23 protein-coding genes are annotated in these 20,906 nt (G+C 71.9%); 11 read left to right on the top strand and 12 right to left on the bottom strand.

Features of this window, described 5'->3' with window-relative positions; all coding sequences use genetic code 11:
• The first annotated feature begins 10 nt into the window (after positions 1–10).
• Together ACERM0_RS06300 and ACERM0_RS06295 are read left to right on the top strand one after the other, a co-directional pair.
• Positions 11–1,519, top strand: a complete 1,509-nt coding sequence (locus ACERM0_RS06300; protein ID WP_373677697.1) for a TrkH family potassium uptake protein — start codon at positions 11–13, stop codon at positions 1,517–1,519.
• Positions 1,519–2,211, top strand: a complete 693-nt coding sequence (locus ACERM0_RS06295) for a hypothetical protein (protein WP_373677696.1) — start codon at positions 1,519–1,521, stop codon at positions 2,209–2,211. Before ACERM0_RS06300 ends, ACERM0_RS06295 begins: the two co-directional genes overlap by 1 nt.
• A gap of 5 nt (positions 2,212–2,216) precedes the next feature.
• On the opposite strand, the gene ACERM0_RS06290 is transcribed toward ACERM0_RS06295, so the two are convergent.
• From ACERM0_RS06290 to mshB, 3 genes are read right to left on the bottom strand one after another with little or no spacing between them, the layout of a single operon-like run.
• A complete protein-coding gene (locus tag ACERM0_RS06290) occupies positions 2,217–2,621 on the bottom strand; it encodes a secondary thiamine-phosphate synthase enzyme YjbQ (protein WP_373677695.1) in 405 nt (134 codons plus the stop codon).
• Between the two features lie 5 nt (positions 2,622–2,626).
• Positions 2,627–3,142, bottom strand: a complete 516-nt coding sequence (locus tag ACERM0_RS06285; protein WP_373677694.1) for a flavin reductase family protein — start codon at positions 3,140–3,142, stop codon at positions 2,627–2,629.
• Between the two features lie 41 nt (positions 3,143–3,183).
• Complete coding sequence (mshB, locus tag ACERM0_RS06280; RefSeq protein ID WP_373677693.1) at positions 3,184–4,059, bottom strand: N-acetyl-1-D-myo-inositol-2-amino-2-deoxy-alpha-D-glucopyranoside deacetylase; 876 nt, start codon at positions 4,057–4,059, stop codon at positions 3,184–3,186.
• Between the two features lie 146 nt (positions 4,060–4,205).
• Between mshB and ACERM0_RS06275 the strand changes: the two genes are divergently transcribed.
• Positions 4,206–5,372: a ribonuclease D gene (locus tag ACERM0_RS06275; RefSeq protein ID WP_373677692.1), complete on the top strand. Its 1,167-nt coding sequence runs from the start codon at positions 4,206–4,208 to the stop codon at positions 5,370–5,372.
• Positions 5,373–5,394: 22 nt separating this feature from the next.
• Here ACERM0_RS06275 and ACERM0_RS06270 read toward each other — a convergent pair whose 3' ends face one another.
• Positions 5,395–6,348, bottom strand: a complete 954-nt coding sequence (locus tag ACERM0_RS06270; protein ID WP_373677691.1) for a 4-hydroxy-3-methylbut-2-enyl diphosphate reductase — start codon at positions 6,346–6,348, stop codon at positions 5,395–5,397.
• Positions 6,349–6,505: 157 nt separating this feature from the next.
• Between ACERM0_RS06270 and ACERM0_RS06265 the strand changes: the two genes are divergently transcribed.
• The 5 genes from ACERM0_RS06265 to ACERM0_RS06245 are packed head-to-tail and all read left to right on the top strand — an operon-like array spanning position 6,506 to position 10,254.
• Positions 6,506–7,225, top strand: a complete 720-nt coding sequence (locus ACERM0_RS06265; RefSeq protein WP_373677690.1) for a TrkA family potassium uptake protein — start codon at positions 6,506–6,508, stop codon at positions 7,223–7,225.
• A gap of 4 nt (positions 7,226–7,229) precedes the next feature.
• A complete protein-coding gene (locus ACERM0_RS06260) occupies positions 7,230–7,892 on the top strand; it encodes a TrkA family potassium uptake protein (protein ID WP_373677689.1) in 663 nt (220 codons plus the stop codon).
• Positions 7,889–8,020 (top strand): hypothetical protein, encoded by a 132-nt coding sequence (locus ACERM0_RS06255; protein ID WP_373677688.1) that lies wholly within the window; start codon positions 7,889–7,891, stop codon positions 8,018–8,020. The genes ACERM0_RS06260 and ACERM0_RS06255 overlap by 4 nt, the downstream gene beginning before the upstream one ends.
• A gap of 3 nt (positions 8,021–8,023) precedes the next feature.
• Positions 8,024–9,538 (top strand): TrkH family potassium uptake protein, encoded by a 1,515-nt coding sequence (locus tag ACERM0_RS06250; protein ID WP_373677687.1) that lies wholly within the window; start codon positions 8,024–8,026, stop codon positions 9,536–9,538.
• Entirely contained in the window at positions 9,535–10,254 is a 720-nt protein-coding gene (locus tag ACERM0_RS06245; protein ID WP_373677686.1) for a hypothetical protein, read from the top strand. The genes ACERM0_RS06250 and ACERM0_RS06245 overlap by 4 nt, the downstream gene beginning before the upstream one ends.
• Positions 10,255–10,264: 10 nt before the next feature.
• Here the strand turns inward: ACERM0_RS06245 and nth are convergent, their stop codons facing one another.
• Positions 10,265–10,957 carry an endonuclease III gene (gene nth / locus ACERM0_RS06240; protein WP_373677685.1) on the bottom strand — a complete coding sequence of 231 codons (693 nt, stop codon included), beginning with the start codon at positions 10,955–10,957 and terminating at the stop codon, positions 10,265–10,267.
• Positions 10,958–11,121: 164 nt separating this feature from the next.
• Between nth and ACERM0_RS06235 the strand changes: the two genes are divergently transcribed.
• Positions 11,122–11,970 (top strand): hypothetical protein, encoded by an 849-nt coding sequence (locus tag ACERM0_RS06235; protein WP_373677684.1) that lies wholly within the window; start codon positions 11,122–11,124, stop codon positions 11,968–11,970.
• A 22-nt stretch (positions 11,971–11,992) separates the two neighbouring features.
• Here ACERM0_RS06235 and ACERM0_RS06230 read toward each other — a convergent pair whose 3' ends face one another.
• Positions 11,993–13,297, bottom strand: a complete 1,305-nt coding sequence (locus ACERM0_RS06230; protein WP_373677683.1) for a sensor histidine kinase — start codon at positions 13,295–13,297, stop codon at positions 11,993–11,995.
• The gene (locus ACERM0_RS06225) at positions 13,294–13,980 is read right to left on the bottom strand and encodes a response regulator (RefSeq protein WP_373677682.1); all 687 of its coding nucleotides are present in this window, start codon (positions 13,978–13,980) and stop codon (positions 13,294–13,296) included. The genes ACERM0_RS06230 and ACERM0_RS06225 overlap by 4 nt, the downstream gene beginning before the upstream one ends.
• Positions 13,981–14,052: 72 nt before the next feature.
• Between ACERM0_RS06225 and phoU the strand changes: the two genes are divergently transcribed.
• Positions 14,053–14,721, top strand: a complete 669-nt coding sequence (gene phoU, locus ACERM0_RS06220; RefSeq protein ID WP_373677681.1) for a phosphate signaling complex protein PhoU — start codon at positions 14,053–14,055, stop codon at positions 14,719–14,721.
• Between the two features lie 32 nt (positions 14,722–14,753).
• Here the strand turns inward: phoU and ACERM0_RS06215 are convergent, their stop codons facing one another.
• The 5 genes from ACERM0_RS06215 to pstB all read right to left on the bottom strand — a co-directional run bounded on the left by ACERM0_RS06215 (position 14,754) and on the right by pstB (position 19,678).
• Positions 14,754–15,455 (bottom strand): phosphate uptake regulator PhoU, encoded by a 702-nt coding sequence (locus ACERM0_RS06215; RefSeq protein WP_373677680.1) that lies wholly within the window; start codon positions 15,453–15,455, stop codon positions 14,754–14,756.
• Between the two features lie 20 nt (positions 15,456–15,475).
• On the bottom strand, positions 15,476–16,480 hold the full coding sequence (gene pstA, locus ACERM0_RS06210; RefSeq protein ID WP_373677679.1) for a phosphate ABC transporter permease PstA: 1,005 nt from the start codon (positions 16,478–16,480) through the stop codon (positions 15,476–15,478).
• Positions 16,480–17,406 carry a phosphate ABC transporter permease subunit PstC gene (pstC, locus tag ACERM0_RS06205; RefSeq protein WP_373677678.1) on the bottom strand — a complete coding sequence of 309 codons (927 nt, stop codon included), beginning with the start codon at positions 17,404–17,406 and terminating at the stop codon, positions 16,480–16,482. The genes pstA and pstC overlap by 1 nt, the downstream gene beginning before the upstream one ends.
• Positions 17,407–17,535: 129 nt before the next feature.
• Positions 17,536–18,627, bottom strand: a complete 1,092-nt coding sequence (locus ACERM0_RS06200; RefSeq protein ID WP_373677677.1) for a PstS family phosphate ABC transporter substrate-binding protein — start codon at positions 18,625–18,627, stop codon at positions 17,536–17,538.
• A gap of 160 nt (positions 18,628–18,787) precedes the next feature.
• The gene (gene pstB, locus ACERM0_RS06195) at positions 18,788–19,678 is read right to left on the bottom strand and encodes a phosphate ABC transporter ATP-binding protein PstB (protein ID WP_373677676.1); all 891 of its coding nucleotides are present in this window, start codon (positions 19,676–19,678) and stop codon (positions 18,788–18,790) included.
• Positions 19,679–19,877: 199 nt separating this feature from the next.
• Between pstB and ACERM0_RS06190 the strand changes: the two genes are divergently transcribed.
• On the top strand, positions 19,878–20,906 hold the full coding sequence (locus ACERM0_RS06190; RefSeq protein ID WP_373677675.1) for an alpha/beta fold hydrolase: 1,029 nt from the start codon (positions 19,878–19,880) through the stop codon (positions 20,904–20,906).

Below are 20,906 nucleotides of genomic sequence, written 5' to 3'. Positions count from 1 at the left end.
GGGCGGCCCGATGTTCCTCCGTCCCGACGGCCGCGACCTCAGGATCATCGGCTTCTACCTCGGCAAGGTCGCGATGGCCCTGGCGCTGATGATGGCGCTGCCGCTCGCGGTCGCGGTCCCACTGGGCGAGTGGGACTCGGCGACGGCGCTGCTGACCGGCGCCGGCGTCGCGGCCGCGGTGTGGCAGGCGGCCGAGTGGCGCCTGCGCACGCGCGCCCACCTGACGTGGGCGCACGGAACCGTCGTCGTCGCGCTGGCCTGGCTGCTGGGGTCGGTCCTGGCGGCGGTGCCGCTGTTCCTGTCGGGCCACTTCAGCGACTTCCTCGACGCCTGGTTCGAGGCGATGTCGGGCCTGACCACGTCGGGGCTGTCGGTCGTGCAGGACCTCGACCACCTGTCCTACTCGATGAACCTCTACCGGCATCTCACGCACTTCGCGGGCGGGCAGGGCATCGTCATCGTGGCGCTGTCGCTGTTCTCCGCCGGCGGCGCGAGCATCGGCACCCTCTACGTCGCCGAGGGCCGCGACGAGCGCATCGTCCCCAGCGTGGTGCGTACGGCCCGGTTCATCTACCTCATCGCGACCGCGTACCTCGTGGCCGGGACCGTGGCGCTGCTGGCCAGTCTGTGGGCCTCCGGGATCGGCGGCTGGCGCGGCCTGTGGCATGCCGTCAACCTGTTCTTCGCCGCCTTCGACACCGGCGGCTTCACGCCCATGTCGCCCTCGATCGCGTACTACCACGCGGCGAGCGTCGAGCTGGTGCTGGTCGTGCTGATGGTGGCCGGCACGATGTCGTTCGCGCTGCACTACGCGCTGTGGACCGGGCGCCGCAACGAACTCGTGAAGAACCTCGAGGTCCGCACGCTGATCGCCACCACGGTCGCGCTGACGGCCCTCGCCGTCTACGGGTTGACCCGTTCGGGTGCCTACAGCGGCACGGACGAGCTGTTCCGTAAGGGCTTCTTCACGCTGGTGTCTGCCCATTCCGGGACCGGCTTCGCGGTCAACAACGGGCTCCTCTACGTCACCGACTGGGGTGTGCTGGCGCCCGGGGCGGTCGTCGTCGCCATGGCACTGGGCGGGATGGCCGGGTCCACCGCCGGCGGGATCAAGGCGCTGCGCATCGGGCTCACGGCAAAGGGCCTGCTGCGCGAGGTGCGTCGGCTGCTGCAGCCGGAGTCGGCCGTCACCGTCGCGACCTACCACTCCGGCAAGCGCCGCATCCTGAAACCCCCGGCGCTGATCGCGGCCACCACCATCCTGCTGCTGTACGTGCTGACCTACCTCGGGGGCGCGCTCGTCGGCCTGCTCTACGGGGAGTGGGACGTCACGGAGACGATCTTCGAGTCCGTCTCCGCCACCGCCAACGTCGGCCTGTCCGTCGGGATCACCGGTCCCGACATGCCGAAGCTGCTGCAGGTCGTGTTCATCCTGCAGATGTGGCTCGGCCGCCTCGAGTTCATGGCCGCGTTCGCGTTCGTCGGCTACGGCATCTCCCTGCTGGGACGGCGGCGCTGATGGCCGCCCCTCGCGGCCCGGCCGCCCGCCTGCTGATAGCCCCGGCGATCCTCCTCGCGGTACTGGTCGCCGGGCTGCACGCGCTGCATGCCGCGAGCCTGCGCGACACGGACCCGGCCCTGCTGCTGGACGACCTGCCGCTGATCGCGGGCGAACCGGTCCGGTGCGAGCGCGAACGCGAGGACACCGACCCGGGCGAGGACCTGGCCGAGCGGTTCGACCCCGCCGGCCGGGTGTCGTCCGCGATGATCGTCGCCTGCCCCCGCGCCTTCGACGGCCGGCGCGTGCGCTACGTCGGCGAGCTCGTCGGGGACGTCCTGCACCGTGACGGCGGCGCCTGGACGCAGGTCAACGACGACGACTACGCCCTGGAGGTCGGTCCGCTACCGGCCCACGGCGACCATCGCGGCGCGAACAGCGGCCTGGCGGTCTGGATCCCCGACGCGTTCCTCGACGGCCTGGAGCCGGGGCGCCACGGCCGCCGCGGTGACGTGGTCGAGATCCAGGGCGTCGTGCTGCGCGCCGACCCGGACGACGGCGGCGGGCTGACGGTGCGCACCAACGACCTGCACGTCCTGGCCGAGGCGACCGACGTGCCGATCCCTGTCGACCTGCCACAGGCGGTGCTGGCGGCGGTCGTGTGCCTGCTCGCCGGCGGCATCTGGCTGCTGCGCTGGCGCGAGTCCCGCTGACGCAGTCAGCCGGACAGGAAGGACAGGCGCAGGGTGCGGTCGGGGTTGTCGGCGTTGGTGTCCACCACGACGATCGACTGCCAGGTCCCGAGGGCGAGGCGGCCGTCGTCGACCGGGACGACCAGCGAGGGGCTGACCAACGCCGGCAGGACGTGATCGGCGCCGTGGCCGGGCGAGCCGTGGGCGTGACGCCAGCGGTCGTCGCGTGGCAGCAGGGCGTCGAGGTGTTCGGCCAGGTCGCGGTCGGAGCCGGCGCCGGTCTCCAGCAGGGCGAGTCCGGCGGTCGCGTGCGGGAGGAACACGTGCAGCAGGCCGTCGCCGCCGACCTCGGCCACGAACGCGGCGCAGGTGCCGGTGACGTCGGTGATCCGGCGCTCGCCGGTGCGGAGGGGGACGGTCCGGGTGTGCACGACGATCAGCCCTGCAGGCGGCGGTAGGCCGACGCGTAGTACAGCAACGGGTCGTCGAGTCCGCCCACGCCGAGGTCCAGCACCTCGCCGATGACGACGTCGTGGTCGCCGGCCTCGTGGATCGCGTGGACGCGGCAGTCGAGCCAGGCGACGTTGCGCTCCAGCACGGGTGCCCCCGACGCCTCGGTGCGGCAGGGCACGTCGGCGAACTGGCGTGCGTCCGACGGACGGTCGGGGTCGGCGAACCAGGCCGACAGCGCGGCCTGGTCGGCGGCCAGGAAGCTGAGCGCGAAGACCCCGGAGGTGCGCACCCGCTGCGACATCACCGTCGCCCGCTCGACGCACACGAGCACCAGGTGCGGGTGCAGCGACACCGACGAGACGGCGTTGGCGGTCATGCCGTGCGGGACCCCGTCCGCCACGGTCGTCATGACGCTCACGCCGGTGGCGAAGCGGCCGAGCACCGCCCGGAAGGTGTCGTCGTCCGGGCCCGATGGCGTGAGCGCAGGCGACTCGGCCACCTGGTGACGTCCTTGCCTCGCGTGCGGGTCGGGCACCCACCCTACCCAGCGGCCGGGTGCGCCTCGGCCGCCGTGATACCGGCGAACAGGTCGGTCTCCGGCAGGTCACCGGCCGCCGCGCCGTCCTCGAGGACGAACTGTTCGACCGCGAAGGCCGTCGACGCGATCGCCGGCGGCACGTTGAGGAAGAAGCTGTCCTCGCCGATCTGGCTGCGGTGGGCGGCCATCGCCGCCCGCTTGCGGGGCAGCCAGTCGGCGATGTCGAGGTGTGCGGTGATCGACGCGTCGTCGACACCGAAGGGCAGGTCCGCGGCGGCGACGTCGTCGTCACCGAAGGGCGAGGCGAGCCCGGCGTCGATCAGCGCGTGGTGCATCGCGGCCAGGCGGGAACGGCCGATGACGTTGACGTAGCGCTTCACGACCCGCCACGGCTCGCCCGGCACGTCGGCGCGCGGGTCGGCCGCCAGTGCGACCGCCCGCACCGTGACGTGGTGGGCCTTGACGTGGTCGGGGTGCCCGTAGGTCCCGGTGGCATCGTCGGAGACGACCACGTGTGGCCGCACCCGCCGGACCACGGCCGCCAGCCGCCCGGCCGCTTCCTCGATGTCGGCGCCGTGGAAGCTGTCGGGGTGGTGGTTGGTGGGGCTGCCGACCATGCCGCTGTCGCGGTAGCCGAGGTACTCGTGCTCGGTGACTCCCAGTGCCGCCAGGGCGTCGGCCAGTTCCCGGCGGCGGTGCGTGACCAGGTCGTCGGCGCCCAGGTCGATGCCGGCGAGGTTCTCGCCCTCCTCGCCGCCCGTGCAGGTCACCACGACCGCGCGGCGCCCGGCCGCGACCGTGCTGGCCAGCAGCCCGCCGCAGGCGATCGACTCGTCGTCGGGATGCGGGTGGACGCAGAGCAGGGTCGGGACGGTCATGTCACGCCTCCTGGCGGAGCAGCGGCGGCGGGTTCCGGCGGGTGCGGTCAGCGCGCCGGGCCGTACGTCGGCGACCGCGCATCGTGCCACAGGATGACCTTCCCGGGACACGGGCTAGCCTTGCGGGCTGGCACGCGGGAGGACGCATGGGAAGCGCGGCAGCAGCGCCGACACCCGCCCACGATCAGTTCACGGTGCGTTTCGTCGAGCGCGACGAGGACGTCGTCGGCGCCCTGGACGCCCTGGACGCCGAGGTGGTCGGGGTCGACGTGGAACGGGCCGACGCCGACCGCTACTTCCGGCGCGCCGCGCTGGTGCAGATCGGCGTGGCCGGACACTGCCTGCTGCTGGACGGCGTGACCCTGCACGCCCTGCCGGACGTGGCGGACTTCCTCGACCGGCGGCGCCTGACGGTCCTGCACGCGGTGGAGAACGACCTCGAGCCGTTGGCCGCCAAGGGCGTGGTCCCCCGGCACATGGCGGACACCGCCGTCGCGGCGGCGTTGCTGGGGCTGCCGACCGGGCTGGGCAGCCTGCTCGCCGAGGTGCTCGGCGTCAGCCTGAGCGTCGACAAGGAGGCCTACCAGCGCGCCGACTGGGAGGCCCGGCCGCTGTCGGAGGGGATGGCCGCCTACGCGGCCGGCGACGTCGTCCACCTCCCGGCGCTGTGGCGGGAGCTCGCGGCCCGCCTGGAGGCGACCGGCCGCCGCCACTGGTACGACCAGGAACTCGCGGCGACGATCGAGCGGGCGGGCGAGGACTCGCGCGACTGGACGCGGGTGAAGGGTGCCGGCCGGCTCGCGCCCCACCAGCGCGCCGTGCTGCGTGCCGTCTGGCAGGAGCGCGAACGGCTGGCGCGCGAGCACGACATCGCACCAAACCGGCTGCTGCACGACGACGTGCTCCGTTCGATCGCGACCGAGCCGCCACGCACGGAGGCGCAGCTGGTCCGGCGCAGCCAGCGTCGCCGCAACCTGCTGCGCCGGCACGCCGGCGAGCTGTTCGCCGCCGTCGAGCGTGGCATGGCCGCGCCGCCGGTGCCGCGCGAGACGGCCGGCCGGCGCTGGACCGACGGCGACCGCAACGTCTACGACGAGTTGCGGCGCGCCCGCGCCGAGGTGGCCGAGGACCTCGGGATCGACGCCGGGGTGCTGTGCCCGTCGCGGCCCCTGTGGCGGGCGGTGGCCGGCGAACCGGACGACGGCGCGGAGCTGTGCGCGCTGGTCGAGCTGCGGCCCTGGCAGACCGAGGTGCTGGCCGAGCCGCTGTGGGAGGCCTACGTCAAGGCCCGCCGCAACGGCGGACGCGGCTGACACGGCCGATGCAGCTGATGCGTCAGGCGGGGCGCTCCTGCAGCCGGCGCGCGAGCACCGACGGCATCGCGAAGTGGACGTCCTCGTCGACGACCGTGACGGTGCGCACCTTCTGCAGGCCGCGGTCCCGGAACCAGTCGATGACGCCGTCCACGAGCACTTCCGGGGCCGACGCGCCCGAGGTGAGGCCGACCGTGTCCGCCTCGGCGACCCAGGCGGGATCGATGTCGTCCACCGAGTCGATCAGGTACGCCGGCGTGCCGCGGTCGCGGGACACCTCGACGAGCCGCTTGCTGTTGGACGACGTCTGCGAGCCGACGACGAGGATGACGTCGCAGGCGTCCGCGAGCTCCTTGACCGCGTCCTGGCGGTTCTGGGTCGCGTAGCAGATGTCGTCCTTCTTGGGCTGGTGCAGCAGCGGGAACCGCTGGCGCAACCGGTCCACGACCGCGGACGTCTCGTCCATCGACAGGGTCGTCTGGGTGATGTAGGCGACGTTGGCGTCGTCGCCGTACTCCAGCGCGTCGACGTCGTCGGGCGTCTCCACCAGCCGGATCGAGCGGGGCGCCTGCCCCATCGTGCCGACGACCTCCTGGTGTCCCTCGTGGCCGATCAGCACGATGTCCATCGCCGCGTCGGCGTACCGGCGGGCCTCGTTGTGGACCTTCGTGACGAGTGGGCAGGTCGCGTCGATCAGGGTGTGCCCGAGCCGTTTCGAGTTGGCGAACGCCTCTGGGGGCGACCCGTGCGCGGAGAAGACGATCACCGCGCCTTCGGGGACCTCGGTCTCGTCCTCGACGAAGACCGCGCCCTCACGCCGAAGCGATTCCACCACATGGGTGTTGTGGACGATCTCGTGCCGGACGTAGACGGGCGCGCCGTAGGCCTCGAGGGCCTTCTCGACGATCAGGACGGCGCGGTCGACACCGGCGCAGAAACCGCGCGGTGCCGCGAGCAGGAGCGTGGTGGGAGGCATGCCAGGAGGGTAGCGACGAGGTCCGGGCACGTCCGGGGCCGCCATGCGCCGGCGCGGGCTGCCGCCGACCCGTCGGTTGGCATACTGTGGCCTGGCCCGGTCACCGAGGACCGGGCTGTGGCATGCCCTCGTCGCGCGGGCCCGTCGAGTGAAGAAGGTGGCCGTGCACATCATCATCGGTGGCTGCGGCCGACTGGGAGCGGAGATCGCCGACCGCCTCTCCGAGGACGCCGACACGGACGTCGTCGTCTGTGACGTCGACCCGTTGGCCTTCGACCGGCTCGGCAGTGCGTTCAACGGCGAGACCGTGGTCGGCGACTGCACCGACCGCGACGTGCTGGAACAGGCCGGCGTCCAGCGCGCCGACGGGCTGATCGCCGTGACGCGTTTCGACAACGCGAACCTCATGGCGGTGGAGATCGCGACCCACCTCTACGACGTGCCCCGCACGATCGCACGGCTGTTCAACCCGGAACGCGAAGACGTGTACCGCAAGCTCGGGGTCCGCTACGTGTCGGGCACGGGGCTGATCGCGAAGCTGTTCCTCAACGAGTTCCGTGACGAGAGCTATCCGCTGCACGTCGCCTTCACCGACACGGACGTGTCCGTGGTCGAACTGGAGATCGACACCCGCGGGCACGGCACGACCGTCGAGGAGTTCGAGATCGACGGCCAACTGCGGATCGCCGCCGTCCGCCGGGGCACCCGGGTCTTCATTCCCGACCGCCGCGACCGACTGGAACGCGACGACGTCGTCACGGCCGCGATGAAGCCGGCCGCGCACCGGCGCATCCAGGAACTGGTGCGAGACCCGTTCGACCGCGGGCGCGTGGAGGCGCTGCGGGGTGGACGGGGCCTCACGACGGAAGTGGAGTGAGCACGTGTACGTCGTGATCGCCGGCGGCGGCAAGATCGGCCGCTACATCGCCCGGGACATGGTCGACAAGGGCCACGAGGTGACCGTGGTCGAGCGCATCGGCGCCCGCTGCGAACAGCTGGTCGCGGAGACCGACGTGCTGGTGATCGAGGGTGACGCGTGCGACGTGCGCTACCTCGAGCAGGCACACACCGATCGCGCCGACGTCTTCGTCGCCACGACCCACGAGGACGACGACAACCTCGTGGCCTGCCAGCTCGCCAAGATCGAGTTCGGCGTCAAGCGCGCGATCAGCCGCGTCAACACGCCGAAGAACGTGGAGATCTTCGACCGTCTGGGCATCGAGCCGGTGTCGTCGACGCGCCTGATCTCCGAACTGTTGGAGAACGAGTTCTCCATCGGCGAGCTCATCCACCTCACCAGCCTGAAGGGTGGACGGGTCAGCCTCGTGGAGTTGCGCATCCCCGACGGTCCGGGTGCCCCGAAGCCGCGGCCCATCGAGAAGCTCGACCTGCCGCACGAGGCCGTGCTGGTGGCCATCTTCCGTGGGGACGAGACCGTCATCCCGCGCGGCGGCGCACAGCTGCTGCCGGGCGACGAGGTCGTCATGCTGACCAGCCCGGAGCTGGAGGCGCGGATCACCTCGACGCTGCTGGGTCGACGGTGAGGCCGACGGCCGACCGCAGGCGATCCGGCGGCGCGGCGAAGGGCATCGGCCTGCTGCTGGTGATCTTCCTCGTGGCGATCGGTGGTGCTGCGGCGATCGCCGCCGTCACGCTGCTCCTGGTGGGCTGAGCCGTGCTGCTGCGTCCCGGCGCCGACGACCTGCGCCTGATCGGGTTCTACCTCGGCAAGGTGCTGCTCGGCCTGGGCCTGGTCATGGCCCTGGCGGCCGTCGTCGCCCTCGCCCTACGCGAGTGGAACACCCTCACCGCGTTCGTCATCGGCGCGTCGTTGTGCGGCATCGTCGGTGGCGCGACCGAGGCCAAGCTCGCCACTCGTCAGCAGCTGACCTGGGCCCACGGCATGGTCACCGTCGCGTTGGCCTGGCTGATCGGGGCGGTCTTCGCGGCCGTGCCCTTCCACCTGTCCGGGCACTACGAGGACTGGCTGTCCGCCGTCTTCGAGAGCATGTCGGCGCTGACCACCACCGGCCTGTCCGTCATCAGCGACCTGGACCACACGACGCTCTCGATGGACTTCTATCGCCACCTGCTGCACTTCGCGGGCGGTCAGGGGATCATCATCGTCGTGCTCTCGCTGTTCGCCGCCGGCGGCGGACGGATCGGCACCCTGTACGTCGCCGAGGCCCGCGACGAGCGCATCCTGCCCAACTTCATCCGGACGGCGCGGTTCATCTTCCGGGTCGCGGCGACCTTCCTGGTGGTGGGCACGGCCGCGCTGTTCGTCGCGTTGCTGGTGGCCGGCTTCACCCCCGGGCGGGCGATCTACCACGCGCTGCTGCTGTTCTTCGCCGCCTTCGACACCGGCGGCTTCGCGCCCATGCAGGCGTCCGTGGCGTACTACCACTCGTTCGCGGTGGAGAGCGTCGTCATGGTGCTGCTCCTGGCCGGTTCGTTGTCGTTCGGGCTGCACTTCGCGCTCTGGCACGCCGACTGGCGGCAGGTCCTGCGCCACATCGAGACGAAGACGCTGGCGCTGTCCTCGTCGTTCCTCTTCGCCGTGATCTGCTTCGGCCTCGTGCGCTCGGGCGTCTACGACGGCCTGGAACCGCTCGTGCGCAAGGGCTTCTTCACGCTCCTGTCCGCCGTGTCCAGTGCGGGCGCGCAGGTCAACACCGACGTCACCTACCTCACCGACTGGGGCGTGCTGGCGCCTGCCGCCATCGTGGCCGCCATGGCCGTGGGCGGCATGGCGTCCTCCACGGCGGGCGGCATCAAGGCCCTCCGCGTCGGGATCGCCGCGAAGACCCTGCTGCACGACGTCCGCAAGCTGCTCAACCCGGAGTCCGCCGTCGTGGTGACCACGTACCACGCCGGCCGGCGGCACATCCTGCGCGACCAGACCGCACGGGCCGCCACCTCGGTCCTGCTGCTGTTCGTCGTCACGTACCTGGTCGGCGCGATGATCGGCCTCGCCTACGGCGAGTACGACATCACCCAGACCCTCTTCGAGTCCGTCTCGGCCGCGTCCAACATCGGCCTGTCCATCGGCGTGACCGATCCCGGGATGCCGCGGGGCCTCATGGCGGTCTACCTCGTGCAGATGTGGCTCGGCCGCCTGGAGTTCGTCGCCGTCTTCGCAATGCTGGGCTACCTCGTCTCGCTGGCGCGCGGAAGGGCGTCCGCATGAGCCGCGGCGTCACGACCCCTCCCCGCCGGCGCCCGACCCGCTGGATCCTCGTGGTCGCCGTCGGGCTGCTGGTCGCCGTCCTCGGCGGGACGGAACTGCTGCTTCGCGCCAAGCCGCTCATCGACACCGAGCCGTTCATCGTCGAGGACCTGCCGCTCGTGGCGCTCGAGGCCGACCCAGCCCTGTGCCGCCGCGGCACCGACGACGAGACGCTGGAGACGGCGCGGATGGGGCTGCTCGAAGGTGGCCGCATCACCTCCGAGCACGTCTACGCCTGCCCCGAGGCGTTCGACGGCCTGCGGGTCACGTTCGTCGGCGAGGCCGTCGGCGAGCTCATCCAGCGGCGTGGTGGTGTCTGGGTCCAGGTCAACGACGACGACTACGCGCTCTCGGTCGGACCGATGGGCGCACATCGCCAGCACCGCGGCTTCAACACCGGCCTGGCCGTCTGGCTGCCGGACGGACTGCACGAGCAGATCGACGGCGTCGGCCGCCCCGGGCGCCGCGGCGACATCCTGCTGCTGGAAGGCGTCCTGCTGCGAGCCGATCCCGACGACGGCGGCGGCATCACGTTGCGCGCCGACCGTTTGGAGATCATCGCCCCGACGGTCGCGATCGACGAGCCGCTGCACACGCCACAGGCCGTCGTCGCGGCGATCCTCGCCGTCGCCGCCGGCGCCGCCCTGACCTGGTCACGGGTGGCCAGCCGGCGCTGAGGCCCCGGACCTACCGCTTGTCGGTGAGGCCGGCCTCCTGCGACGAGGGGCACAGCGGCTCGATCACACAGTCCTCGCACCGGGGGCGCCGGGCGAGGCAGGTCCGTCGCCCGTGGTGGATCAGCAGGTCGGAGACGTCGAGCCAGCGCTCGCGGGGGAACAGCCGCATCAGGTCCCGCTCGATCTTCTTCGGGTCCTCCTCGCGCGTGAAGCGCAGCCGGCGGGCGAGGCGGGCGACGTGGGTGTCCACGACGACGCCGACGTGGGTCCCGAAGCCGTTGGACAGCACGACGTTGGCGGTCTTGCGCGCGACGCCGGGCAGCGCCAGGAGCTCCTCCATCGTCCCGGGCACCTCGCCGTCGTGGTGCTCGAGCAGCAGTCGGGCCGTCGCCTGGACGTTCTTGGCCTTCTGTCGGAACAGGCCCAGCGCGCCGACGAGTTCCTCGATGCGCGCCAGCGGCGCCTCCGCGACGGCCTTCGGGTCGGGCAGTTCGCGGAACAGCACCCGGGTGACCTCGTTGACCTTCACGTCGGTCGACTGTGCGGAGAGCATGGTCGCGACGAGCAGCTCCCAACGGTTGGAGAACTCCAGCGCGATGGTCGCGTCCGGCAGTTCCCGCGCGAGCAGGTCGAGGATCACCGGGGCCCGCAGCGTCTTGCCACGGTCGCGGGTCAGGTCGGCGGGGATGTCGGTGCGGCTCATGGCCGCGACCGTAGCCGCCGGATGCGGACCGCCGTGCGCCGCCAGGTCCGGGCCGGGTGGCCGGTAGCGGACCGCAGGACGCACGGTCGGGCTCAAGTGCGCACATCGCCGGTGCCGATACCTCGACGATGTCGTGTTGGGGCCGTGACGCGGAGGGGACGTCCATGCGCAAGACCGCACCCAGTTTCGCCCTGGCCACCGTGCTGGCCGTCACCCTGGCCCTGCCGGTCTCGGCCACCGAGTCCGACGGTTCCACGCTGGGCGGGCTGCTGATCCGCCAGGTGCTCGGTGACACCGATGCCGGCGACCCGTCGGACGAGCCGGACGACGCCGCCCTCGACGAGGGTGACGTCGAAGGCCACGACGAGGACGCGGAGGCGGTCGAGGGTCGCGACGAGGACGGCAGCGCCGAGACCTCGGAAGGCGAGGACGTCGAGGATGCCGATCGCGCCGAGGACCGCGACGACGGCGAGGACGGCGACGACGGCGGGGACGCCGACGAGCGCGAGGACGGTGAGCACGCCGAGGACGACAGGGAGTCGGCGGGCGAGGGCCGTGGCGCCCTGGTGTCGCAGGTGGCCCGGTGTGCGCCGCGTGGCCGGCCCGTCGCGGGACTGCCCAACCACGGCGCCTTCGTGCGCACGGCCGCGCACGGCGGCGTGCTCGACCTCGGTGAGCTCGGCAGCTTCGACCTCGCGGATTCGGCCGGTGTCGAGGCCCTGTGCGCGGCGGTGGCCGACCTGGCACCGTCGCCCGAGGACCACGACGCGTCGGGCGAGGCGACCGGCCGCGGTCGGCCCGAGCACGCCGGTCGGCCCGAGCACGCCGGTCGGCCCGAGCACGCCGGTCGGCCCAGCCACGCCGGTCGGCCCGACCACGCCGGTCGGCCCGACCACGCCGGCAGGCCCACGCACGCCGGCGGGCGGAACGGCGCTGCGAAGGCCGAGAGGCCCGCGAAGGCCGAGCGGTCGGGCAAGCCCGTGAAGCCCGCGAAGGACGACCGCCGCGGCTGACCCCCCGCACAATCGCCGAACCTCAGTCGCGCGGCTCGACCGGCAGCGTCACGGTGAAGGTCGTGCCCTCCCCCAGCAGGCTCTCCACCCGGACCGTCCCACCGTGGCGTTCCACGGCGTGCCGGACGATGGACAGCCCCAGGCCCGTGCCGCCCGTCTCGCGCGAGCGGGCCGTGTCGACCCGGTAGAAGCGCTCGAAGACGCGCGAGAGGTCCTGCTGCGGGATACCGATGCCCGTGTCGTGCACCTTCAGCACGTACGCGCCGTCCGACGAGCCGAGGTGCACCTCGACGAACCCGCCGGGCCGGTTGTACTGCACCGCGTTGCCGACCAGGTTCTTGACGATGACCTCGAGGTCGCCCGGCACGCCGGCGACGTAGGCGCGGTCGGGTGCCTCGACGCCGATCTCGACCTGCCGCTCCTCGGCACGCGGGAGCTGCCCGACGACGACCTGACGGACGAGTTCGGCGAGGTCGACGGGCACGCGCTCGAGCGGTCCGCGCTCCTCGAGGCGGCGCAGGTCGAGCAGGTCGTGGACGAGCCGGGCGAGTCGTTCGGCCTCGTCGCCGAGCTGCTTCACCAGCGACGGCACCCGGTCGGGGTCCTTCTCGATGGTGACGCGCAGGGCCTCGGCCAGCGTCTGGATCCCGGTCACCGGGGTCTTGAGCTCGTGGGAGGCGTTGACGACGAAGTTGCGGCGCAGTTCCTCGACGCGGCGCTCGCGGGTGCGGTCGGTGATGATCATCAGCGTCTCGTCGCCCACCAACGACACCACGGAGCGCAGCTCGTGCTCGCCGTGTTCGGCGTCGACCGTGATCGGCACCCGGGACGACCGCGCCTCGCGCACGGCGCCGGCCAGCGCGGCGCTGCCGACGGCCTGCACGACCGTGATGTCACCGGCGTCGACCGGGATGCCGAGCAGCTCGCGGGCGGTGTCGTTGGCGGCCAGCAGGCGTCCCTCGCCGGAGAACAGCAGCGAGGGCTGGACCAGCGAGTCCACCAGCTCGCGGCGCCAGGGCCGCTCGCGGGCGATCCGCTCGCCGCGCCGCTGGTACGCGGCGCCGAGCGCGTTCAGCACGATGCCCAGCTGCCGCCAGGCGTGGCTGCCGCCGACCTGCACCGGCCGGTGCTCGGCCGCGCTCATCCACGCGTTCACGCGCTCCGCCAGGCGGCTGACCTTGCGGGACTCCGCGGCGTCCACGATCACACCGACCACGACGGCCAGGGCGAGCGTCAGCGCGAGGCCGAGACCGCCGGGCGCGACCCGCGCGAACGCGTAGGCCGCGAGCCCGAGCCCGAGTGCGGCCAGCAGCGGGCGCGCGCTCACGAGTCGGCGAAGCGGTATCCGACGCCTCGTACGGTCTGGATGCGCGAGGGGGTCTCGGGCTCCTTCTCGATCCGGGTCCGCAGACGCCGGATGTGCACGTCGAGCGTCTTGGTGTCACCCACGTAGTCGCTCCCCCAGATCTCGTCGATGAGCTGGCCGCGGGTCAGTACCCGTCCCGCGTGCTCGACGAGGTAGGCAAGCAGCTCGAACTCCTTCGGCGGAAGATCGACCAGCTCCCCATCGACCCTGACCTCGTGACGGACGCGGTCGACCCGCACACCGGAAGCCTCGACCGGTGCCACGTCACCGGCGAGGTCCTGCAGTGGCGCCCGGCGCAGGACCGCCTTGATCCGCGCGACCAGCTCGCGGGTCGAGAACGGCTTGGTGACGTAGTCGTCGGCGCCCAGCTCGAGGCCGACGACGCGGTCGACCTCGGCCTCGCGGGCGGTGAGCATGATGATCGGGACGTCCGAGCGGGCGCGGATGGTCCGGCAGATCTCCGTGCCCGACATCCCGGGCAACATCAGGTCGAGCACGACCAGATCGGGGCGGACCCGCTCCCAGGCGGGGATCGCGTCGAGGCCGTCCTTCACCCACGCGACCTGGAAGCCCTCGGCCTCCAGCGTGATGGCCAGGCCCTCGGCGATCGACTTCTCGTCCTCGACGAGCAGCAGCTTCGGCATGTCTCGGTTCCGTCCTCGTGCGTGTGGGTGGGGCTGACGGTGGGGTTACGCTGCCGCGGCAGGGGGTGCCGCGTGAGAAACGATCTCCAACACCAGCTCGACCAGCTGCTGACGCGCGTGGTCGCCATGGCCGAGCGGGCGGATGCGATGCTGGGCGAGGCGCTGCAGGCGTTCGAGCTCGGCGACCTCCAGGCCGCCCGGCGCGTGGCCGAGGCCGACGCCGAGGTCGACCGTGGCTACGAGCAGGTCCAGCACGGCGTGCTGGCCGCGGTCGCCCTGCACGGCCCGGTCGCGGGTGACCTGCGGCTGCTGACCGCGCTGATCCACGTGAGCCTGCACGTCGAGCGGATGGGTGACTACGCGGTCGGTGTGGCACGCACCGTCGAGCGAGTCAGCGACCTGCCGGCGGACGCGGCGCTGACCGGGCAGCTGCTGGAGATGGGGGCACGGGCCCGCGAGGTCGCGCGGGGCTCCCTGCAGGCATTCGTGCACCGCGACGTCGACGCCGCGAAGGCCTGCTCCCGCCTGGACGACGACGTCGACCGGCTGTACCTCGGCATCTTCCACCGGCTGGTGCGCCTGGCCGCCGAGGACGAGCACCGGTTGCAGTGGGCGACGCACATGATCCAGCTCGTCCGGCAGCTCGAGCGCTACGCCGACCACGGCGTCGACGTGGCCGAGCAGGCCGTCTTCGCCGTCACGGGACAGACCATCGAGCTGTCGTCGTTCGATGCGGGCTGACGCCCCCACGTCGCTGCCCTCCCCGGTCCGGCTCATCGCCCGACGTCGACGCGCTCACCCGTGACCGCGAAGGTCGCGTGCTGGGCGAACGACACCCCGTGGTCCGCGATGCGCTCGTAGTAGCGCGCCAGCAGTCCGAGCACCAGCAGCTCGGCCGCCCCGTCGACCTGCCGCTGCGAGGCGTCGAGCAGGTGCTCCTGGAGGCGGTCGACGGACTCGTCCAGCCGGTCCACCTCGTGCACGGCGAGCCCGTCGCGCTGTCGCCAGGCGTCCACACCGCGCCGGAAGACCTCGGCCGTGTAGGCAGCCAGCTCCTCGATGGTGGTACGGATCTCCGCCGGCAGCATCGGTGCGTCGACCCGTTCGACGGCCTCGCCCACGTGGCGCAAGAGCGCGGCGGAGCGTTCGACGGCCGTCACGAGGCGGAGGATGCCCACCAGGCGGCGCAGGTCACCGGCCACGGGCGACTCGCGGGCGAGGAGCAGGAACCCCTGCTCCTCGACCCGGCGGCAGCGGTCGTTGACGTCCGAGGCCATCGCACGGACCTCGTCCACGACGGTCAGGTCCCGGCCGAGGAAGGCGCGCGCCGAGCGTGGCAGCGCTTCGGCCACCAGCAGCGCACCCCCGATCAGTTCGTCGTCGATCTCGTCGAGCCACTGCTGGAACGCCACCCGGACCGGGGCCTGCGGTTCGTGGATGGGTGGCAGGTCCTGTCGGCGGATCGGGTCGCTCACGCTCGCTCCCTCGGTCGGCGTCATCGTGCCCGCCCCTTGTCGTAGCGGTTGCGCAGCACGATCGCCACCGCGTTCGCCGTCAACGTCACCAGGAGCAGGACCACGATGGCCGCTGCCGACAGTTCGTTGCGGAACGCGGCCTGGGGTTGCCGCGCCAGCGTGTAGATCTGGGCGGGCAACGCCGTGTAGGGACCGTAGAGGCGCTCGAGGAAGCCGCCCTGCGAGACGAGGAAGCCGGTGGTCACGCCGACCACGATCAGCGGGGCGGTCTCACCGATCGCCCGGGAGAGGGAGAGGATCGTGCCCGTGAGGATGCCGGGCATCGCCGACGGGAGCACGAGGCGGCTGGTGACCTGCCACTTGGTGCCGCCGATGCCGTACCCGCCCTCACGCAGGGTGTTCGGGACGGCGCGGATGGACTCGGCCGCCGTGATGATCACGATCGGCAGCACCAGGATCGCGATGGTCAGACCAGCGCTGACGGCGCTGCGACCGCCGGTCATGTTGAGCAGCGAGTCGGTGGTGGCCGTCGACGGGCCGAGCAACCGGACGAACACCGCGAGGCCGAGCAACCCGTAGACGACCGACGGCACGCCCGCGAGGTTGCGGATGTTGACGTCGATGAAGCGGGTGAACCGGTTGTCCGGCGCGTACTCCTCGAGGTAGACGGCCGTCGCGATGCCGATCGGGAACGACAGCAGGATCGTGAAGGCGGCGATCCAGAACGTGCCCCGCAGGCCCTGCCGAATGCCGTACACCTCGGCGTTGGACGACTGCCCACCGGTGAGGAACTCCACCGGGCGTCCCGTGAGCACCGGCAGTGCCTTGGTGGCCACGTCGAAGAGCAGGATCGCCAGCACCGCCAGCGAGATCAGCAGCGTGAGCGACAGGAGCGCCTTGCCCACCCGGTCGTAGACCTTCACCCGTCGGGCGAGACCGGAGGCCTGGCCGACCAGCGGGCGTGGCGCCGTCGCAGCCGCGGAGACGCCGGGCGTTTCGCGTCCGGGGTTCGTGACGACAGCCATCAGTACGCCTTGCGGAAGCGGCGGACGAACCGGTCGCCCGCGACGTTGAGCAGCAGGGTGAAGACGAAGAGCAGCAGGCCGACGAAGAAGAGGGACTCGAAGCTGTAGGTCCCGCCGGCGACCTGGTCGGTACCGGCGGCCAGCGACGCGATCGCGCCCGTGAGCGTCTGACCGCCCCGAAGCGGGTTCAGGCCGAACAGCGCACCGGCCGCGGCGCCGGCGGCCAGGGCGATGACCATCGTCTCGCCGATCGCCCGGGAGACCGAGACGATCGCGGCCGCGACGATGCCGGACACCGCGGCCGGCACCACGACCCGGAACGTGGTGGTGATTCGCCGCGCCCCGAGGCCGGCCGCGGCCTCGCGCAGGCTCATCGGCACCGCCCGCAGCGCGTCCTCGGAGATGGACGCCATCAGCGGCGTGACGAGGATGCCGACGCCGATCCCGGCCGAGACGAGGTTGAACTGCGGCGTGCCGGGCACCACGCTCTGGACGAGGTTCGGGTTGATCCAGGTCAGGGCGAAGTACCCCAGCACGATCGAGGGAACCCCCGCGAGGATCTCCAGGATGGGCTTGAGCAGACGACGCGCGCGCGGCTGGGCGTACTCGGCGAGGTAGATGGCGGCACCGAGGCCGAGGGGCCCGGCGATCGCCATCGCGATCACCGACACCAGCACCGAGCCGACCACCAGCGTCCGCACGTCGAACAGGTCGCGGCGCGGGAACCACCCGGTCGTGAACAGCAGCCCGAGGTCGACCTGACGCAGGAAGCTGAACGCGCCACCGAACAGCGAGTACAGGATCCCGACGCTGACGAGGATCGACACCAGCGCGGCAGCGAACAGGCTGCGGGCGATCACCCGCTCGCGTCGCCGCCGGCCGGGATCCCCGGTCAGCGACGGCGGCACCGTGGTCTGGGCGGCCACAGGACTCCTCCTTCTCGGTCCCGGCGGCTCCCCGCGACGCGGGAAGCGCATGCCGCGTGGCGGGACCGGCCGGGGCCGGTCCCGCCACGACGGCGGGGTGGTGCGATGGTGCTCAGCGGTCGTTCCTCGTCAGCGGTCGTTCCACGCCGCGCCCGCGGCGGCCCACTCTTCGTCGGGCAGCTGGACGTAGCCGGCGTCGGCGACGGCCTGGTTGCCGGCGTCGCTGACGTAGAAGTCCACGAAGGCCTCCAGCGCCGGATTGTCCTCGAGCCGGTTTTGCGACACGTAGATGAACAGCGGGCGCGACAGCGGGTACTCGCCGGACGCGATCGTCTCGTCCGTGGGCGCCACACAGCCCTCGCCGCCGTCGACCTCGAGGGCCTTCAGCGCGTCCTGGTTCTCCTCGTAGAAGGCGTAGCCCACCCAGCCCAGCGAGGTCGGCGAACCGGAGATGCCGTCCACGATGACGTTGTCGTTCGGCGACGCGGTGTAGTCCGGGCGGGCCTCGGCCTCCTGCCCGCGCTCCTCCGCGATGCCGGCGAAGACCAGCTCGACGAAGGTGTCGTAGGTGCCGGATTCCTCACCCGGCGCCGTGACCTGCAGCGGCGCGTCCGGGTAGGGCGAGTTGGTGCCGTCGATCTCACCCGCGAGGTCGTTCGCGTCGCTCCAGTTGGCGAAACCGGTCGACTCGGGGCCGAGCAGGGCGTACAGGTCGCCGTAGGAGACGCACCCCACGGCGTCGTTCTCCGGGCTGGTCAGCACCGACAGGCCGTCGATGGCGATCTTGAGTTCGACGTACTCGATGCCGTTGGACTCACAGGTGGCGGCCTCCTCGTCCTTGATCGGTCGAGAGGCGTCCTGGAGGTCGGTCTCGCCGTTGCAGAAGGCGGCGAACCCGTCGCCCGTTCCGGGGCCGGAGATGTCGAAGCCGACGCCCGGGTTGTCGGTCGCGAAGGCTTCCGCGGCGAGGTTCGTGATCGGTTCCACGGTCGACGAACCGGAGGCCACGATGGTGCCGGACAACTCGCCGCCGGCCGAGGCGTCCTCGTCCGCCGGCTCCGCGGTCGGTTCCTCCTCGGTGCCGGCGTCGCCGCCGGCGGTGGCTTCGTTGGCGGCGGGATCGGTCGAGTCGTCCTGGACCGCGCCCGCGCAGGCGGACAAGAGCAGTGCCGCGGCCAGGACCGGTGCGGTCCGCCGGGCGGCGCGCAGGGAAACACGCACGAATGGATCTCCTCGGGAGTGTGAGCGGCACTCCTACGACTGACGTAGGAGCTGCGGATCACGCTACGAAGCCCGTGGTTACGGCCGTTGAATCGCAGGTGACCGGATCATGAACGCCAACCGAAGCTTTCAGTCGGGACTCAGCTGCCCGTCACCCGGGTCACCCGAACCGCCCCGTGATGTACGCCTCCGTGCGGGGGTCCGACGCCTGCGTGAACAGCTTCTCCGTGCGGTCGAACTCGACCAGTGCGCCGGTGCGGTCGCCCGACGTGTCGTCGATGTCGACCGACAGGAACGCGGTCCAGTCCGAGACGCGGGCGGCCTGCTGCATGTTGTGGGTCACGATGACGATCGTGTAGTCCTCGCGTAGCTGGCGCATGAGGTCCTCGATCTTCAACGTGGCGATCGGGTCCAGTGCCGAGCACGGCTCGTCCATCAGGATCACGTCGGGCGACGTCGCGATGGCGCGGGCGATGCACAGGCGCTGCTGCTGCCCGCCGGACAACGCCAGCCCGGACTGACCCAGCGAGTTCTTGACCTCGTCCCAGAGCGCGGCGCCGCGCAGGGCCTGCTCCACGGTGTCGTCCAGGTTCTTGGTCCGTCCCATCAGTCGCGGGCCGAACGCCACGTTGTCGTAGATCGACTTCGGGAAGGGGTTCGGCTTCTGGAACACCATGCCGATGCGACGCCGCACCTCTACCGGATCCACCTCGGGGGCGTAGAGGTCCTGGCCGTGGTAGGCGACCCGGCCCTCGACCCGCGCACCGTCGATGAGGTCGTTCATCCGGTTCAGGGCCCGCAACAGCGTGGACTTCCCGCAGCCCGAGGGACCGATCAGGGCGGTGATCTCCCGCTCTGGGACGGCGAAGGAGATGTCGGACACCGCGCGGAAGCGGCCGTAGAAGACCTCCACGCCCTCGAGGCGGAAGACCGGGTCCTTGACCGCCGCGGTGGCGCCCGTGCCGTGTCGGCGGAGCACCTCGGCATCGAGGGGTGACGATTCGCTCACGTGGGTTTCCTGGGAGGTGCCGACGCGGATCTCAGGGCTCATGCGCGACTCGAGGAGGACGAGCGACGTCTCGTGTCCCACGGTGGGCGCGCCGAGGACGTCGAGGTGGACGACTCGATGAGGCGAGTGTGCGCCCCTTTGGTGAACGGCGGTTGAACGCCAGGAGAATGCTCGGGTGCGCACGGTGAGCAACGTGCGTGCAACCATGTCGGCTCCGAGGCCGGACCCGACGGAGGGATCGGTGACGAAGCACGAGACCCGCTGGAACGGCGACCGCGGCGGCCACGCGTGGCCCAAGGACCGCGAGGCCGTGACCCCCGACGACGTGCGCATCCGTTACACGGTGCTCGGCGAGGAGCATCGACGGGCCCGGCCGCTGGTGCTGTGCGCGGGGTATCTGTGCCCGGACAACCACTGGGCACCCGTCGCCGAGGCCCTGGCCGAACGCCAGCGCGTGGTCGTGCTGAACTACCGCGGCGTCGGCGCCTCCACCTGCCCGGCAGGGCGCCCCTCCGGGCTGCGGGCCGCCCGTCCCGAGGACTACACGATCGAGCGTCTCGCGGACGACGTGACGGCCGTGATCGAGGCCGAGGGCCTCCGCGACGTCGTCCTGCTCGGCCACTCGATGGGCTGCGAGGTGGCCCTCGCCGTCTGGCGGGCGCGAACCGACCTGGTCGGCGGCCTCGTGCTCGTCACCGGACCGTTCAGTTCCCCGATGCAGACCTTCTACGGGAGCCGGATCGGCGCGCACCTGTTCCCGCTCCTCTACCACGGGCTTCCGCTGGTGCCGGGACCGCTGCGGCGGGCGGCGGCCCGGGCACCCCGGCTGCCCCTGGCGATGCCGGTGGCGCGCGCCATCCGGGCCCTGGGCCCCTACACCCCGGCCGAGGGCATGGACGCCTACTTCCGCCACCTCGGCGCCTGCGACCCGGCCGTCGCGCTGGAGGTGGCTCGCGGGATGCACGAGTTCGACGCCGGTCCGTGGTTGCACGAGGTCGACGTCCCCACGCAGATCCTGGTCGGCTCGGCCGACCCGTGGTCGCCGCCGTCGGTCGGCGAGCAGATGCTGGCGTCGATGCCCGACGCGGAGTTGTCGGTCGTCGCCGACGCCACCCACGGCGCCCTGCTCGAGTTCCCGGACGAGATCGCCGACGCCATCGCCGACTTCCTGCACCGACGGCTGGGCGCCACGCCAGCGGTCCGGCGTGGCGCCCCGGGGCGGGTGTCGCCGCCCCGTCGTCGCGAGGACGGCGAAGCCGGGGCGGCCTGA

Origin of the sequence: Egicoccus sp. AB-alg2, assembly GCF_041821065.1 — a bacterium.
Lineage (GTDB): Bacteria > Actinomycetota > Nitriliruptoria > Nitriliruptorales > Nitriliruptoraceae > Egicoccus.
This window is presented reverse-complemented; position numbering and strand designations above follow the sequence as displayed.

Excerpts from the sequence above, each read along its gene's own strand:
- ACERM0_RS06300 (WP_373677697.1), top strand. The coding sequence starts at position 11 with ATGTTCCTCCGTCCCGACGGCCGCGACCTCAGGATCATCGGCTTCTAC.
- ACERM0_RS06295 (WP_373677696.1), top strand. The coding sequence starts at position 1,519 with ATGGCCGCCCCTCGCGGCCCGGCCGCCCGCCTGCTGATAGCCCCGGCG.
- mshB (WP_373677693.1), bottom strand. The coding sequence starts at position 4,059 with ATGACCGTCCCGACCCTGCTCTGCGTCCACCCGCATCCCGACGACGAG.
- ACERM0_RS06275 (WP_373677692.1), top strand. The coding sequence starts at position 4,206 with ATGGGAAGCGCGGCAGCAGCGCCGACACCCGCCCACGATCAGTTCACG.
- ACERM0_RS06270 (WP_373677691.1), bottom strand. The coding sequence starts at position 6,348 with ATGCCTCCCACCACGCTCCTGCTCGCGGCACCGCGCGGTTTCTGCGCC.
- ACERM0_RS06245 (WP_373677686.1), top strand. The coding sequence starts at position 9,535 with ATGAGCCGCGGCGTCACGACCCCTCCCCGCCGGCGCCCGACCCGCTGG.
- nth (WP_373677685.1), bottom strand. The coding sequence starts at position 10,957 with ATGAGCCGCACCGACATCCCCGCCGACCTGACCCGCGACCGTGGCAAG.
- ACERM0_RS06235 (WP_373677684.1), top strand. The coding sequence starts at position 11,122 with ATGCGCAAGACCGCACCCAGTTTCGCCCTGGCCACCGTGCTGGCCGTC.
- ACERM0_RS06225 (WP_373677682.1), bottom strand. The coding sequence starts at position 13,980 with ATGCCGAAGCTGCTGCTCGTCGAGGACGAGAAGTCGATCGCCGAGGGC.
- pstA (WP_373677679.1), bottom strand. The coding sequence starts at position 16,480 with ATGGCTGTCGTCACGAACCCCGGACGCGAAACGCCCGGCGTCTCCGCG.
- pstB (WP_373677676.1), bottom strand. The coding sequence starts at position 19,678 with ATGAGCCCTGAGATCCGCGTCGGCACCTCCCAGGAAACCCACGTGAGC.